We start from the raw sequence: 15,445 nt of genomic DNA, 5'->3' as shown, positions 1-15,445 counted from the left end.
CCCACCGCCGCGATGACCCCACACAGGATGTGGTGGATTTGTGGTTCGCTGCCATGCAATACTCCGCCCCCATGAAAATACTCTTCGTCACATCCCACCTGTTCTATTCCGAGCCCTTGGGCGTCATGCTGTTGTCGGCGATTGCCAAGCGCAAGGGCCACCAGACGCGGCTATGCGTCCTGACCCGCCAGCCGATGGAAGAGGCGTTGCGCGAGTTCGAACCCGACGTGATCGGCTATTCGACGATTACCGCCAACGAGCAGTTCTTCATCGATGGCGACAATGAGGTGAAGGACTATATGCGCCAAACCGGGCGCAAGGTCTGGCGCGTCATGGGGGGGCCGCATCCGACCTATTTCCCGGAAGTCCTCGACAAGATGGGCCTCGACGCCATTGTCGTCGGGCATGGCGACAACGCCTTGCCGGCGATTTTGGACCGGATCGAAGCCGGGCAGGATTTTTCCGGCATCCCCAACGTGTTGCAATCCTCGACCGACACCTTGATCAAGGAAGTGATCGAGGATTTGGACTCGCTGCCGTTCCTCGACCGCTCGCTGATCTATGACTTCGATCCCAACCTGCAGCGCGTCGGCATCCGGTCGTTCCAGACCCAGCGGGGCTGCCCCTACAAGTGCACCTATTGCTTCAACCATGCTTTCAACCGCATGTTCAAGGGCGACGGCCGCAAGCTGTTCGTCCGCCGGTCGGTGGATCACCTGCTGGCCGAAATCAAGCATGTCCGTGAGACCTATCCGGAATTGCGGTTCATTCGCTTTTCCGACGACGTGTTCGCGATTCGCGCCGATGCCTGGCTGGAAGAATTCGCCGAACGCTATTCGGCGGAGATCGGTCTGCCGTTTTATTGCCTGATCCGCGCCGACGGGTTGACCGACGATGTCGGCCGGCTGTTGAAGAAGGCCGGCTGCTGTTCGGTGTCGATGTCCATCGAGACCGGGGTTCTTGAGGCCCGGATGACCGTGCTCAAGCGCAACATGCCGGACAAGGTGATGCTGGACGCCTACGAGGTGTCGCGCAAATACGGCATCTACACCCATTCCAACACCATGCTGGGGCTGCCCGGGACGACGTTGGAAGACGATTTCACCTCGATCAGCTTTGCTCGCAAGGCGGCGCCGACGGCGACGACCTTCAGCGTGTTCTGCCCGTTCCCGAAGACGGAACTGACCGAATACGCCAAGCTGAAGAATGTTCTTCCGGACGATTTCGACTATAACAATACGTATAGAAACGAGTCCGTCCTGACCAACTACACCCCGATCGAGCGCCGGATTCAGGTCAACCTGGTATATCTTGGGCCGATCTTCTGCAATCTTCCGGACTTCATGCAGCCGCTACTGAAGCCACTGGCCAGTTTGCCGATCACCAGCGTCTATAATTTCATCGGTTCCATCTTCAATACGTATCTGCTGAGCTTCCGGATTTTCCGGGGTGCGCAGCCGTCCGATCCGGTCAGCTGGATCAAGGCGGCTTGGCGGGCGGTCTATTACTACTTCTTCAGCGGCCAGAAGCAGAAGCGGCGCAACAAGACCGCTTCGGTGGCGACCGCCGCGACGGACGCCGCGTCGTAATCTCGGGACCGGATCGAGAGCTGGGGCTTCAGTGGAGCCCCAGTTTTTCCCGCAGCATGGGTCGATGATAGCGAAGTTCGACCGAACGGGTGCCGGCCGGAATGGCCGCGGCCATCTGTGAGCCGTTGACCGGCTGGAGAACCGCCGGACTTCCGTCGGCCTTGGCGCTCCAGTACGGCGAGAACGGAATCGACACGACGACCACGCCACCATCCGGGGCATCGACCTGGGCGACAATTCCGTCCGTAATCAGATCGAACCGCGCCACCGACAGGCTATTGGTCGGCCGCAGGCTGGCCAGGGTGTCCTGGGGGGCGACGATGCCGCCGTCTGGGCCGTGCTGGCGGACCAGTTCGTAGAATTCGGGATGACGATCGTTCTCGGGACTGACGACGGCACGGCGCGCGGGATACAGCCGAGGCGCTGGATTGCCGATGGCATAGACCCGAATCCGCGGAGCCGACACCATTTCGCGCAGATAGCCGATGACGCGCTGGCGGACGGGATCGGTGCGGCGACTGGGAAGGTCCTGGTCCGGCGGCGGTCCCCAGACCTGCCGGACATCGGCCCCTGTCAACGGCAGGGCGCTCAGGACATAGCCGACATTGACCAAGCGCAGCATGGACAGATCGGCATGCACAGTCAGGTCGATGCTTGCGCAACACTTCATGTCCAACGCCGCAGTCTCCAGCGTGATATAGCTGGATTCAGCGTCGCCGGGATGCTTCAGGACGGCATGCAGCCAGAAATACGAATAGTTGGTCAGGTTCAGGTTGAACATTCCGTCGAAACTGCTTAACCCGGCGGCGGCGGCCAGGTTGTTCGGCATGCGGTAGGGCAAGGTCACGACCCGAACCGGTTCGGCGGTGGGCAACCGGATGGCGGCAACATTTTCCAGCCCGGCGACGTCGTTGGCCAGACCGCCCAGGCTGATCCAGGTGCTGAGATTATAGGCCTTGCACCAAACCAGGTTGGCGACGGCCAATCCGCCGACGGCGGCAAATACGGCATGGCTGGCGCGTCGACGGCCGGCAGCCGCCAGGGCGGCGGCTCCAAGGCAGACGGTCATCAGGGCCAGGACGTCCAGGGACAGCCGGACCCGGTCCCAGTTGAGGCTGGCCAGCGGCTTCAGCTTTCCCAAGTTGGCCCAAGGCAGGTTCTGGATGACCAGCCCGCCGACGGCGCTGATCAGCAGCACCACCGCCATCCTTCGCCAACGTGGCGACCGGGCCAGCCCGAGCGCGGCTAGGCTCACCCAGAGGCAGGCGATACGGTGGTCGGCAAGGTCGGTGATCTGAATCGTCGCGTGAACCAGAGTGTCGACCGGGGCGAGAGCGAGAACGGTTTCCGCCGAGCGGAAGGCGTAGGGCGACAGTTGCGCCTTGGCCCAAAGGGATTCGTGCCAATTCAGGATCAGCAGGCCGCCCAGGGCGCCGATCCCCATCATGCTTTTCAGTGGCCGGCAGCGTGGCACGATTGCGAGTGACAGGACCAGGGCGCCGAAGGCCGCCATTCCGCTGTGGGTGGGCGTGCTGGAAATGGCGTGCAGCAGGCCGATTCCAACGAGCGGCGGCCAATAGTTCTTGCGCGCCGAGCGTCCCACCGCCACGTGGATCAACAGCGGGATCAGGGCAAATCCCAGGCCGTGAACCCAGGTCAGCTTGACGAAATACTGGTTGCTCAGGGTGTAGACCGCCGCCGCGGCCAGTGCCATCAGCCGGTCGGCGCCCAACGATCGGCGCGCGAGCAGGTACATGCCGACCAGGGCCACCCCTTCCTGGGCGATGCGTAAGATCGCGCTTGTCGCCCACAGGGGCAGCGCGGACAGCAGCAAGCGGTCGAGCGCCACATACTGCCCGGTGAACAAGCCCAGGGCGGCGACATCGTTTCCGCCGGCGAAGGCATGGGCGAACTGTCCGCCCGGATGCTGGGCGACCAGATAGGTCTGCACCAGCGGGGTGAAATCCAGATCGGCATAGGTGGCAAGATAAGAGGATGGTCCGAATATCCAGAATTCCAGGCTCACCAGGGCGGTCCAGCCGATCATCAGGGCACGCGCGCCTTGTCGGGACGGCTCGGCCGGCGGGTGACGGAACAGTCCGGCGAAGGTCAGCGCCAGAGCTACCAAGGCGACAGCCGCAAGCGTTAGACCGTAAGAGGTCGTGGGAAGGGTGGGGAACATACCGGCCTTCATGCCGTATCGGCGGCCAGGGCGGCAAGACCAAAATGCGGCCGGAGCGGCGGATTGACGTTCATGGGATGAACATGGTATGGCTGGGCATCCTCGCAGGGGTACCCATGCCAGAAACCGTCGACAAGGCGCTTACCGGGGACGAACCCGGGCTTCTGTTGAAGCTGCTCTCCACCATCGAAAGCAACAGCCGGGTCACCCAAAGGACCATTGCCCGCGATCTCGGGATCGCCCTGGGCTTGGCCAACGCCTATCTCAAAAGGTGCGTCAAGACCGGCCTGATCAAGGTGGCGATGGCCCCGGCCAATCGCTACGCCTATTATCTGACGCCGACCGGCCTGGCCGAGAAGGGGCGCCTGACCGCCGAATTCCTGCGACAATCCTTTTATCTGGTCCGGGCCGCGCGCCAGGAATACGGCGATATCTTCGCCGCCTGCACCGGTCGCGGCTGGAAGCGGGTGGTGTTGTGGGGGGCGTCCGAGATCGGCGAGATGGCGGTGCTGGCGGCCTTGGATCATCCCGTCGAGATTTTGGGATTCGTCGATGACGCGGCCGAGAGGGAACGGTGCGTCGCGCTGGCCGTCCAGCGCTCGGCCAAGGCGTTTCCCACCGCCGAGGCGGCGATCATCACCGATCTCAAGGCGCCGCAGGCCACCTTCGACCGCGCCAAGGCCTGCATGGGACCCGAGCGCGTTTTCGCTCCCCGCCTTCTTGGCATTTCCGTCCGCTCTGGCGTCGAGGATCGTCCGTGACCCATTTTCATACCGCCGACCCGTTGATGTCTCGCATTCTTCGGCGCACCCGCGCCCTGTTCGCCGACGATATCGACGCCCATTCCCCGGCGCTGCGGGCAGCCATTGACGGCAAGCGCCTGCTGGTGGTCGGCGCCGCCGGCTCGATCGGCGGGGCGTTCGTCAAACAGGTGGTCCGCTTCCGGCCGGCCAGCCTGCATCTGGTGGACGTCAACGAAAATACCCTGGTGGAAATCGTCCGCGACCTGCGCTCGTCCTCGGACCTTGCGCTGCCCGAGGATTTCAAGACCGTCAGCGTCGATTTCGGCACCGACGAGTTCCTGCGCTTCGCCGCCGATCACGGCCCTTACGACGCCTTCGTCAACTTCTCGGCCGTCAAGCATGTGCGGTCCGAACGCGACGTCTACAGCCTGTTGCGCATGGTCGATGTCAATGTCGGGGCGCTGTCGCGTTTCCTGGATCACCCGTCGGCCCGGGGGCTGTCGCGAATCTTTTCGGTCTCGACCGACAAGTCGGTGCGCCCGGTCAACCTGATGGGGGCCACCAAGAACCTGATGGAAAAGGTGCTGTTCGAGCAGGCCGGCCAAGCCGTGGCCAGCTCGGCCCGTTTCGCCAACGTCGCCTTTTCCGCCGGCAGTCTGCTCGAGGGCTTCGAAAGCCGCCTGGCCAAGGGACAGCCGCTGGCGGCACCGTCCGATGTGCGCCGCTATTTCATCTCGCACGAGGAATCCGGGCAGCTGTGCCTGCTGGCGGCCTTCCTGGGGCGGGCCAACGAAGTGTTCTTTCCGCGCTTCGACCCCGACAGCGACCTAATGACCTTTTCCGACATCGCCGTGGCCTTCTTGCGCCATCATGGTCTCGAGCCGATCCTGTGCGCCAGCGAGGACGAGGCCCGGGCGATGACCGCCATTCCCAAGGGCAGCTGGCCGTGCTGGTTCGCCCCGTCCGACACGACCGGCGAGAAGCCGTTCGAGGAATTCCACCGGACCGGTGACCGCATCGACACCTCGCGCTTCACCGCCCTGGGCGTGGTGGTCGAGACGCCGCCGCCGGCCGGGACCGTGGCGGCCTTCCTGAAGGATATCGCGGCGATCCGGGACTCGGCGCACTGGGCCAAGGACGAGGTGGTGGCCGCGGTGCGTCGCGCCGTCCCCGAGTTGGTCCACGAGGAGCGGCATAAAAGCCTGGAACAGAAGATGTGAGGGGCCAATGATTCCGTTGTGCGTACCGAATCTGGGCGGGAACGAGGCGGCCTATCTGCAGGAATGCATCACCTCGACCTTCGTGTCGTCGGTGGGGCCGTTCGTCGATCGCCTGGCCAGCCTGACCGCCGAAGCGGCCGGTGCCGCCCATGCCGTTCCCACCTCCAGCGGTACGACAGGGCTGCAATTGGCCCTGGTGGCGGCGGGAGTGGGCCTTGGCGATCTGGTGGTGCTGCCCAGCTTCACCTTCATCGCCAGCGCCAACGCCATCAGCCATTGCGGCGCGCGGCCCTGGCTGATGGATGTCGATGCCGGGTCCTGGACCCTGGACCCGGTCCTGCTGCGCCGGATGCTGGAAACCCAGGCCGAACGGCGCGGCGGGGCCCTGCGCCACAAGGCCACCGGGGCACGGGTCGCCGCGATCATGCCGGTCTACACCCTGGGTCAGCCGGCCGACATGGATGCCATCGGCGCCATCGCCCGCGATTTCGGCCTGCCGGTGGTGGCCGATGCCGCCGCCGCCTTGGGTGCCCGCTACAAGGGGCGGCCGGTGGGGGCGATGGGGGCCGACCTGTCGGTGTTTTCCTTCAACGGCAACAAGACGGTGACCTCGGGCGGCGGTGGCGCGGTGCTGGGCAACGATCCGGTCCAGATGGCGCTGGTCGGCCATCTCAGCACCACCGCCCGGGTGGGCTCGGCCTATGACCACGATCGGGTCGGCTTCAATTTCCGGATGACCAATATTCAGGCCGCGGTCGGGGTGGCGCAGTTGGAGCGGGCCGACGCCCTGGTTGCCGCCAAGCGGCGGATTTCGGCGACCTATGACCAGGCCTTCGCCGGCCTGGCCGGGGTCGGGCGCTTTCCGGTCCCCGAGTGGGCCGAAAGTGCGTGCTGGTTCTCGGGCCTGGTGCTGTCGTCGAGCGTCGCCGATTTGTGCCAGAAGCTGAGGGCCAAGGGCATCGAGGCCCGGCCGTTCTGGAAGCCGATCCACCTGCAGGAGCCCTACCGGGTCGCGCCGGCCACCGACATGGCGGTCGCCGACGGGGTGTGGGATCGCGTGGTGACGCTGCCCTGCTCGACGCATCTGACCGACGCCGAACAGTCGCGCGTCATCGACGCCGTGCGGGAGGCGCTGTCGTGACATCAACCCGGCATGTGGCGGTGGTGACCGGCGCTCGTGCCGATTACGGGCTGCTGCGCCCGGTGATGGATGCCGTGCGCGCGCATCCAGGCCTCGACCTGTCGGTGATCGCCACCGGTGCGCATTTGGACCATCGGTTCGGCCACACCGTCGATCAGATCACGGCTGACGGTTTCAGCGTGACCTCGGTGCCCATGCTGGAACCCGACGACAGTGTGCTGGCGATGGCCCGCGCGGTCGGACGCGGCACCATCGGCATGGCCGAGGCGCTGGCGGCGCTGCGGCCCGATCTGGTGGTGGTCCTGGGCGACCGCTTCGAGATCCTGGCGGCCGCCCAGGCGGCGCTGCTGCTGGCGATTCCGCTGGCTCACCTGCACGGTGGCGAGGTGACCGAGGGAGCGGTGGACGAATCCATCCGCCACGCCATCACCAAGATGGCATCGCTGCATTTCGCCGCCGCCGAGCCCTATGCCCGCCGCATCCGGCAGATGGGGGAAAATCCGGCCTTCATCTTCACCGTCGGCGCCCCCGGGGTCGATAGCGCGCTGGCCCTGGACCCGCTGCCCGATGCGGTGCTGGACCAGGATCTCGGCGTGGCGCTCCGTTCGCCGACCTTTCTGGTCACCTACCATCCGGTGACCCGCCGCGACGGCGACGAGGGCGCGGCCATCGACCATCTGCTGGCGGCGCTGGATGGCTTTCCCCAGGCCCGGATCGTCATCACCGGGGTCAATGCCGATGCCGGCCACCAGGTGGTCTCGCGGCGCCTGGCGGCCTTCGCCGCCGCCCGGCCCGAGCGGGTCAGTCTGCACGATACCCTGGGGCAGCGACGCTATCTTTCGGTGATGCGCCGCGCTTCGCTGGTGATCGGCAATTCCTCGAGCGGCCTGATCGAGGCGCCGGCCCTGAAGGTGCCCACCATCGATATCGGCGATCGCCAGGCCGGCCGGCTGCGGGCGCAATCGGTGATCCATTGCGATGATCTGGACGCCACCGCCATCGCCGCCGCCATCGAACAAGGCCTGAGCCCGGCCTTTCGCGCCACCCTGGACGCCATGCAGCCCCCCTACGGCGGCGGCGATGTCGGCCGGACGGTAGCCGATATCCTGGCCGGCATCGATATCGCCCAGCTCAGGCGCAAGCCCTTCTTCGACCTGCCGGAGACATCGTCATGGCCGTGACCATCATCGCCGAGGCCGGCGTCAATCACGACGGCAAGCTGGAGCAGGCGCTGGCGCTGGTGGATGCCGCCGCCGAAGCCGGTGCCGACATCGTCAAGTTCCAGACCTTCCGCGCCACCGAGATCGCCGCCATCGACGCGCCCAAGGCCGATTACCAGAAGCGCACCACCGGAACCGTCGAAAGCCAGTTCGAGATGCTGCGCCGGCTGGAATTGTCGGACGAGGCGCACCACGTCCTGCGGCGCCGTTGCGCCGAGCGGGGCATCGAATTCCTGTCGACGCCGTTCGATCTGCCGTCCTTGCGCTTCCTGACCCAGGAATTGCGATTGCCGCGCCTGAAGCTGCCATCGGGCGAGATCACCAACGCCCCCCTGCTGCACGCCGCCGCCGCGACCGGGGTTCCGGTCATCTTGTCCACCGGCATGTGCACCCTGGCCGATGTCGAGGATGCCCTGGGCGTTCTGGCGCACGGCTATCTGGGGCTGGGCGATCCGTCGTCGTCGGCCTTCGCGGCGGCTTTCGCCTCGGCGGCCGGGCGGGCCGCACTGGCGGCCAACGTCACCTTGCTCCATTGCACCACCGAATATCCGGCCCCGCCGGCCGAGGTCAATCTGCGGGCGATGGGCACATTGTCGCGGGCCTTCGGGTTGCCGGTAGGGTTCTCGGACCATACCGAGGGCCTCGAGGCGGCGGTGGCCGCGACCGCCCTGGGGGCGGTGGTCATCGAGAAGCACATGACCCTGGACCGTTCGCTGCCCGGGCCGGACCACAAGGCATCGCTGGAGCCGGCCGCCTTGGCCCAGATGGTGCGCAGCATCCGGGCCGTCGAGACCATGCTGGGCGAGGCCGACAAGCGCCCGACCGCGACGGAAAGCCGCAACATGATGGTGGCGCGCAAAAGTCTGGTGGCGACCGGCGACATCGCCGCCGGCGATCCCTTCACCATGGCCAATCTGGGGGTCAAGCGGCCGGGCGACGGATTGTCGCCGGCCCGCTACTGGGACCTGCTGGGGCGGCCGGCCGGCCGGGCCTATCGGGCGGGCGAAAGGATCGAGCCGTGACCAAGCAGGTTTTCGTCATCGGGGCCGGCGGTCATGCCAAGGTGGTCATCGACGCCCTGCGCCGCGCCGGAACGATGGTCGATGGTCTGGTCGATGCCGATCCCGGCCGGGTCGGCTCGACGGTTCTGGGGGTGCCGGTTCTGGGCGGCGACGAGGCGCTGGAGCGCTGCGACCGCGACCGGACCCGGGTGGTCAACGGGATCGGGGCCGTCGGTCCGGCCGATTTGCGCGCCAAGGTGTACGCCGCCTATCGGGCACGGGGTTTCGTCTTCGCCACACTGGTCGATCCCTCGGCGGTGGTCGGCGGCGACGTGGTGCTGGACCAGGGCGCCCAGATCCTGGCCGGTGCGGTGGTGCAAACCGGCTGTCGCGTCGGATGCGACGCCATCGTCAACACCCGCGCCGCCATCGATCATGATTGTCAGGTCGGTGCCCATGCGCATATAGCTCCGGGGGCGGTTCTGTCCGGCGACGTCAGGATCGGCGAACGGACGCTGGTCGGGACCGGTGCGACGGTGATACAGGGAATAAGAATCGGCGCGGGCGCTTTGGTCGCGGCCGGTGCCGTGGTGATTCGCGATGTCGCGGATGGCGCAAGGGTAGCGGGAAATCCCGCCCGACCGATCGGAGACGAGGTTTGCCGATGAGCTGGCATAAAACACTGATCGGGCCGGACACCCCCATCGGGTCGGCCATCGCCGTCCTGGACGAAGCCGGGCTGCAAATCTGCCTGGTGGTGGACGAAGAACGCCATCTGCTGGGAACGGTGACCGACGGCGACGTCCGGCGCGGCATCCTGCGCGGCACCGGGCTCGAGGCCCCGGTTCAGGCCATCATGAACACCCGGTTCCGGTTCGGCCGGCCCAGCGACAGCCCGGCGCATCTGCTGGACATCCTTAGCAGCGCGGTGATCCACCAATTGCCGATCGTCGCCCCCGATGGCCGCGTCGTCGATCTGGTTCTCGACACCGAACTGCATCGTCGCCACGAAGCCCGGCCCAATTGGGTGGTGCTGATGGCCGGCGGGTTGGGCAATCGCCTGCGCCCGCTGACCGACGACACGCCCAAGCCGCTGCTGAAGGTCGGCCGCAAGCCGCTGTTGGAAACCATCGTCGATAATTTCGTGGCGATGGATTTCCGGCGTTTCTACATCTCGGTCAATTACCGGGCCGATCAGGTCAAGGATCATTTCGGCGACGGCTCGGCCTTCGGCTGCGAGATCCGCTATCTCGAAGAGAAGGACCGGCTGGGCACGGCTGGGGCGCTGTCGCTGATGCCGGAACGGCCCGAGGCTCCGTTCGTGGTGATGAACGGCGACGTCCTGACCAAGGTCAACTTCGCCAGCCTGCTCAAGTTTCACGACGAACAGGGCGCCGAGGCGACCATGTGCGTGCGCGAATACGACTTCCAGGTTCCCTATGGCGTGGTCAACCTGGATGGCGACCGCATCGCCAGCGTGGTCGAAAAGCCGGTGCAATCGTTTTTCGTCAATGCGGGCATTTACACGATTTCGCCCTCGGCACTGGACCTTGTGCCGAAAGGGCGCTATTTCGACATGCCAGAGCTGTTTTCCACCCTGATCGCCGGGCAAAGATTGACGTCGGCCTTTCCGGTGCGGGAATACTGGATCGACATCGGTCGTCTAGACGACTTCGAACGTGCGAACGGCGAGTTCGCATCCATCTTCGGCTGATTTGCAAGGGCACCCCCATGTTCAGATTTCCTCGTCATGTTGAGATCGATTTCGCTCCCTTCCAGCGTGATGGGGATTTGCCGACCAAGTATGGCCTGCCCGCCGACGTGCGCTTCTGCCGGTCTTGCGTGATCTCGAACCAGCGGCCCAACTCGACCGCCGAGTACAAGCACACCAAGGAAAGCGTCAAGCAGACCATCAATTTCGACGAGCACGGGGTTTGCGACGCCTGCCGGACCGCCCAGACCAAGGCGGCGATCGACTGGGACGAGCGCGACCGCCAGCTGCGCGACCTGTGCGACCGCTTCCGCCGCACCGACGGGCGCTATGATTGCGTGGTCCCGGGCTCGGGCGGCAAGGACAGCTTCTACGCCGCCCACCTGCTCAAGCACAAATACGGCATGCATCCGCTGACGGTGACCTGGGCGCCGCACATCTACACCGACTGGGGTTGGAAGAACTTCCAGGCATGGATCCATGCGGGGTTCGACAACAATCTGGTCACCCCCAACGGCCGGGTCCACCGCCTGCTGACCCGCCTGTCGGTCGAGACCATCTACCACCCGTTCCAGGCCTTCATCATCGGCCAGAAGGCCCTGGCCCCGAAGATGAGCGTGCTTTACGACATCCCGCTGGTGTTCTACGGCGAGAACGAGGCCGAGTACGGCAATCCCATCGCCGACAACGACAAGGCCCTGCGCGACTGGCGCTATTTCACCGCGCCCGACAAGTCGCAGATTTATCTGGGCGGCGTCTCGGTGGCCGACCTGATCGGCGATTTCGGTGTGGACGAGAGCGATCTGCAGCCCTATCTGCCGGCCAATCCGGAAGATCTGAAGCGGGTCGGAACCGAGGTCCATTATCTGGGCTACTACACCAAGTGGCACCCGCAGAGCTGTTACTACTACTCGGTCGAGCATGGCGGCTTCCAGGCCTCGCCCGAGCGGACGCCCGGCACCTATTCCAAGTACAACAGCATCGACGACCGCATCGACGATCTGCATTATTTCACCACCAACATCAAGTTCGGCATCGGCCGGGCCACCTATGACGCCGCGCAGGAAATCCGCTCGGGCGACATCACCCGCGACGAGGGCGTCGCCCTGGTCAAGCGCTATGACGGCGAATTCCCCGAACGCTTCATCGACGAACTGCTGAGCTATCTGTCGCTGCCCGAAACGGAATTCCCCGAGGCGGCGCGCCTGTTCGAGCAGCCGATCATGGATCGCGACTACTTCCTTCACCTCGCCGACCGTTTCCGCTCGCCCCATCTGTGGCGTCTGGATAAGGGCGAATGGAAGCTGCGCAACACGGTCTGGCAGGGTAACTAAGCGATCATGGCCAATCTTCGTCTGATCGCCCGGCTGGACATCAAGGGTCCGAACCTGATCAAGGGGATTCAGCTGGAAGGCGTGCGGGTGGTCGGCGATCCGCAGACCTTCGCCCGCCGCTATTACCAGCAGGGCGCCGACGAGATCTTGTACATGGACGCGGTGGCCAGCTTGTACAACCGCGACACCTTGACCAACATCGTGCGGCGCACGGCGGAAGAGGTGTTCGTGCCGATCACCGTCGGCGGCGGGCTGCGTTCGGTCGATGACGTGCGCGACATGTTGCGGGCGGGCGCCGACAAGGTGGCGATCAATTCCGCCGCCACCTTGCGCCCCGAGCTGATCTCGGAAGTCGCCGAGCGGTTCGGCTCGCAATGCATGGTGTTGCAGATCGACGCCAAGCGCAGCGGCCCCGGCCGGTGGGAGGCCTATCGCGATTGCGGCCGCGAGCATACTGACCTGGACGTGGTCGAATGGGCGCGGCGCGGTCAGGAATTGGGGGCGGGGGAAATCCTGCTGACCTCGGTCGACCGCGAGGGCACCCGCAAGGGTTTCGACTGGGAACTGGTCAAGGCGGTCAACGACGCCGTCACCATTCCGGTCATCGCCTCGGGCGGCATGGGGACATTCGACCATCTGCCCGAGGTGGTCGAGAAGGGCGGCGCCGACGCCGTCGCCATCGCCTACATGCTGCATTACGACAAACTGACCTTGCCGGCCATCCGCGAGAAGTCGCTGGCCCGCAACCTGCCGGTGCGCAAGCTATGACCGCCAAAGTAACCATCGTCGATTTCGGGGCGGGGAATCTTTTGTCCGTCGCCCGGGCCTTCCGTCATTGCGGAGCCACCGTCGAACTGGCCGAAACCGCCGAGCAGGTGACGCGGGCCGACCGTCTGGTCCTGCCCGGGGTCGGCGCCTTCGCCGATTCCATGACCGGGGTGCAATCGCGCGGCCTGGTCGAACCGTTGAAGGCCTATGCCGCCACCGGCCGCCCGTTCCTGGGGGTTTGCGTCGGCATGCAGATGTTGTTCGACGGCAGCGAGGAATTCGGCCATCACCCGGGCCTGGGTCTGGTTCCCGGCATGGTGCGGCGCATTCCCGCCACCGGGATCGACGGCCGCCCGGTCAAGGTACCGCATATCGGCTGGAACCAGCTGATCACCGACCATTGGGGTCAGGGGCTGCTGACCGGATTGTCCGACCCGGCCAGCGTCTATTTCGTCCATTCCTTCGCCGGTCAGCCCGACGACCGCGCCGATATCTTGGCCGAATGCGCCTATGGCGGTCGTCGGGTCCTGGCGGCGGTGCGGCGCGGCAACCTGATCGGGTGCCAGTTCCACCCGGAAAAGAGCGGTGAAACCGGTCTGACGATGATCAGGAACTTCCTGGTCCTGTGACGGCAGTGTCGGCCCCCCCCCGCGATCTTTCGGTCGCCATCGTCGATTCCCGGCTGGATCGGGTGTTTCCACGGCTGATGCTGGTCTCGCATCGCCGTCACGTCGCCGGCTTGGCCGTCGATCCCGAAACCCTGGTGGTCAGCACCGACTGGCTGGCCTGGCGCGATTGCCTGGATCGCGGCCAGCCGGCCATCCATTTCGAAGCCATGCTGACGGATTGGCCGGCCGAACGGGGCGCGCCCCATCTGTGCCATCAGCGTCATTGCCAGTGGGTGTTCCTCGACGGGCACGACGCGTCGCGGTTCGACGGGGTGTCGCTGGGCAAGCTGTTCGTCCGCGACGTCAGCCTGGCCGGCAACGCCTTCGAGCGCCTGGCGTGCGCGCTGGATCGCGCCTGCACCCGGTTTCGCCCGCGCGAGATGGTCTTGCTGGACATGCGGGCCGAGCTGGATCTGGTCGATGCGATCCAGAAGCGCCAGATCGCCGCCGAAGCCTGTGCGCGGCACGGTATCTTGCTGATCGACCGGCTGGATGCCCCCGCACCCGGCGACAAGGGTTTTTCCGAACGCCTTGACGGCTATGGCGCCCCGCTGCCTGATCCGTGGTCGCGGCGGGTGATGCGCGGCCTCTACACCGAGGCGCTGGACCTGGCCGGGCGGGTCCTGGCGTTGGTCCGGCGGCGCAAGTCATCGACGGTGCTGATCTTGTCCAACTGGGCCACGGTGCGCACCCTGACCCAGGATTTCCCGGCCGGGGTGGCTCCGGCCATCATGGCCGGCATCATGCCGAAGCGGCCGAAATTGTTGTGGCGCTGGCTGACCGACGGGGTCGTCCCGGTCAGCTTGCCCGCCGTCACCCTGACCGGCGCCGAAAAGGCACAAATCCGCGCCATCATCGATGCCTACGAGCAGGCCTGGGCGGCCCGGCCGGCCACCGGGGTCGAACTGGGGCTGCGCAATTTCATCCGCCAGCGCATTTTCGCCACCGGCTGGATCGAGGACATGGCCCGCCAGGTCAAGAGCCACCGCCGTCTGTTCCGCCGCCATCGCTTTTCCCGGGTCGTGCTGGGCGATTCCACCAACGCGGTGTGCCGGATCATCGCCGAGGTGGCGCGGGGCGAAGGGGTCGGCGTCGATGAGTTGCTGAACGGAATGTTCCTGACCCGCCAGCGCTATGACAGCCGGTGCGGCGACGCCTATGGTCCGCCGGCGGTGGACCGGCTGCTGTCGTGGGGCCGTCAGAACGAGGAATGGGCCGCCTCGACCGGCGGCCCGGCGCGTGCGGTCCGCACCGGCTATCCCGCGCTGGAAATCCTGCGCCGTCCGGCGATGGCGCCGCTGGCCACCGGCCGGGCGCTGGTGCTGCCCATCTATGCCGATTGCGACGACACTCCGGCCTTCACCTCGAATATCTTCGCCAACATGGTGGAAACCGTGGCCGCCTTGCACCAAATGGGATGTGCGTCCATTCGGGTCAAACTCCATCCGGGGCCGCAGAACCTGGACTATTATGCCGAGGCGTTGCGGCGCTTCGGATTGGAGGCGGAGATCGTCAAGGATAGTGGTCTGGACCGGCATCTGGCCTGGGCCGACTTCGTGGTCGGGCCGATCAATTCCGGCGCCTTCGTCGAGACCCTGGCGGCCGGCAAGCCCTATTATCCGGTCTGCCCGGTGCCGTCGCTGATCGATCGCGCGCTGCTGGGTCCGACCCCGGTCATCAGCGGCGCCGCCGATCTGGTGGCGATGCTGCGGGCCGGCAAGGTCATAGATCGCGATGCCGTTCTGGAGTATTTTTGCAGTTTCGGCAGCATCGGCAACGCTGCCCGACGTTTCTGGGAGGTGATGCTCCTCGAATCCCGCGGTTACGACGTCGACCCTGCGGGTGCGTCGTCTGATCGCCTTTCGTGA

Annotated in this window: 13 protein-coding genes; 12 read left to right on the top strand and 1 reads right to left on the bottom strand. The window is 65.7% G+C overall.

The annotated features are described in order from the left end of the window. The first annotated feature begins 71 nt into the window (after positions 1-71). Positions 72-1,589, top strand: a complete 1,518-nt coding sequence (locus MTBLM5_RS14200; RefSeq protein ID WP_173976737.1) for a B12-binding domain-containing radical SAM protein — start codon at positions 72-74, stop codon at positions 1,587-1,589. A gap of 28 nt (positions 1,590-1,617) precedes the next feature. On the opposite strand, the gene MTBLM5_RS14195 is transcribed toward MTBLM5_RS14200, so the two are convergent. Beyond that, positions 1,618-3,717 (bottom strand): hypothetical protein, encoded by a 2,100-nt coding sequence (locus tag MTBLM5_RS14195; RefSeq protein ID WP_173976736.1) that lies wholly within the window; start codon positions 3,715-3,717, stop codon positions 1,618-1,620. 170 nt (positions 3,718-3,887) lie between these two features. On the opposite strand from MTBLM5_RS14195, the gene MTBLM5_RS14190 reads away from it, so the two are divergent. Genes MTBLM5_RS14190 through MTBLM5_RS14140 form a run of 11 tightly spaced genes read left to right on the top strand, consistent with a single transcriptional unit; the run spans position 3,888 to position 15,445 of the window. Beyond that, the gene (locus tag MTBLM5_RS14190; RefSeq protein WP_173976735.1) at positions 3,888-4,532 is read left to right on the top strand and encodes a winged helix-turn-helix transcriptional regulator; all 645 of its coding nucleotides are present in this window, start codon (positions 3,888-3,890) and stop codon (positions 4,530-4,532) included. Next, the gene (locus tag MTBLM5_RS14185; RefSeq protein ID WP_173976734.1) at positions 4,529-5,734 is read left to right on the top strand and encodes a polysaccharide biosynthesis protein; all 1,206 of its coding nucleotides are present in this window, start codon (positions 4,529-4,531) and stop codon (positions 5,732-5,734) included. The genes MTBLM5_RS14190 and MTBLM5_RS14185 overlap by 4 nt, the downstream gene beginning before the upstream one ends. Positions 5,735-5,741: 7 nt before the next feature. After that, complete coding sequence (locus tag MTBLM5_RS14180) at positions 5,742-6,875, top strand: DegT/DnrJ/EryC1/StrS family aminotransferase (protein WP_173976733.1); 1,134 nt, start codon at positions 5,742-5,744, stop codon at positions 6,873-6,875. Next, the gene (gene neuC, locus MTBLM5_RS14175) at positions 6,872-8,056 is read left to right on the top strand and encodes a UDP-N-acetylglucosamine 2-epimerase (RefSeq protein ID WP_173976732.1); all 1,185 of its coding nucleotides are present in this window, start codon (positions 6,872-6,874) and stop codon (positions 8,054-8,056) included. The genes MTBLM5_RS14180 and neuC overlap by 4 nt, the downstream gene beginning before the upstream one ends. After that, positions 8,047-9,117: an N-acetylneuraminate synthase gene (gene neuB, locus MTBLM5_RS14170; protein WP_173976731.1), complete on the top strand. Its 1,071-nt coding sequence runs from the start codon at positions 8,047-8,049 to the stop codon at positions 9,115-9,117. The genes neuC and neuB overlap by 10 nt, the downstream gene beginning before the upstream one ends. Further along, positions 9,114-9,764 (top strand): acetyltransferase, encoded by a 651-nt coding sequence (locus tag MTBLM5_RS14165; protein ID WP_173976730.1) that lies wholly within the window; start codon positions 9,114-9,116, stop codon positions 9,762-9,764. Before neuB ends, MTBLM5_RS14165 begins: the two co-directional genes overlap by 4 nt. Then, positions 9,761-10,810 carry a nucleotidyltransferase family protein gene (locus tag MTBLM5_RS14160; RefSeq protein WP_173976729.1) on the top strand — a complete coding sequence of 350 codons (1,050 nt, stop codon included), beginning with the start codon at positions 9,761-9,763 and terminating at the stop codon, positions 10,808-10,810. The genes MTBLM5_RS14165 and MTBLM5_RS14160 overlap by 4 nt, the downstream gene beginning before the upstream one ends. A gap of 17 nt (positions 10,811-10,827) precedes the next feature. Continuing rightward, positions 10,828-12,141, top strand: coding sequence for an N-acetyl sugar amidotransferase (locus MTBLM5_RS14155; RefSeq protein WP_173976728.1), 1,314 nt, complete (start codon positions 10,828-10,830; stop codon positions 12,139-12,141). Between the two features lie 6 nt (positions 12,142-12,147). Next, positions 12,148-12,909, top strand: coding sequence for an imidazole glycerol phosphate synthase subunit HisF (hisF, locus tag MTBLM5_RS14150; RefSeq protein ID WP_173976727.1), 762 nt, complete (start codon positions 12,148-12,150; stop codon positions 12,907-12,909). Then, positions 12,906-13,538, top strand: a complete 633-nt coding sequence (gene hisH / locus MTBLM5_RS14145) for an imidazole glycerol phosphate synthase subunit HisH (protein ID WP_173976726.1) — start codon at positions 12,906-12,908, stop codon at positions 13,536-13,538. Before hisF ends, hisH begins: the two co-directional genes overlap by 4 nt. Positions 13,539-13,543: 5 nt before the next feature. Next, positions 13,544-15,445 carry a hypothetical protein gene (locus MTBLM5_RS14140; RefSeq protein WP_173976725.1) on the top strand — a complete coding sequence of 634 codons (1,902 nt, stop codon included), beginning with the start codon at positions 13,544-13,546 and terminating at the stop codon, positions 15,443-15,445.

Source organism: Magnetospirillum sp. LM-5, from assembly GCF_902729445.1.
GTDB lineage: Bacteria > Pseudomonadota > Alphaproteobacteria > Rhodospirillales > Magnetospirillaceae > Magnetospirillum.
This window is presented reverse-complemented; position numbering and strand designations above follow the sequence as displayed.

Bases quoted from the DNA above. Each gene is read 5' to 3' on its own strand.
- MTBLM5_RS14200 (WP_173976737.1), top strand. From the start codon at position 72: ATGAAAATACTCTTCGTCACATCCCACCTGTTCTATTCCGAGCCCTTG.
- MTBLM5_RS14190 (WP_173976735.1), top strand. From the start codon at position 3,888: ATGCCAGAAACCGTCGACAAGGCGCTTACCGGGGACGAACCCGGGCTT.
- MTBLM5_RS14180 (WP_173976733.1), top strand. From the start codon at position 5,742: ATGATTCCGTTGTGCGTACCGAATCTGGGCGGGAACGAGGCGGCCTAT.
- neuB (WP_173976731.1), top strand. From the start codon at position 8,047: ATGGCCGTGACCATCATCGCCGAGGCCGGCGTCAATCACGACGGCAAG.
- MTBLM5_RS14160 (WP_173976729.1), top strand. From the start codon at position 9,761: ATGAGCTGGCATAAAACACTGATCGGGCCGGACACCCCCATCGGGTCG.
- MTBLM5_RS14155 (WP_173976728.1), top strand. From the start codon at position 10,828: ATGTTCAGATTTCCTCGTCATGTTGAGATCGATTTCGCTCCCTTCCAG.
- hisF (WP_173976727.1), top strand. From the start codon at position 12,148: ATGGCCAATCTTCGTCTGATCGCCCGGCTGGACATCAAGGGTCCGAAC.
- hisH (WP_173976726.1), top strand. From the start codon at position 12,906: ATGACCGCCAAAGTAACCATCGTCGATTTCGGGGCGGGGAATCTTTTG.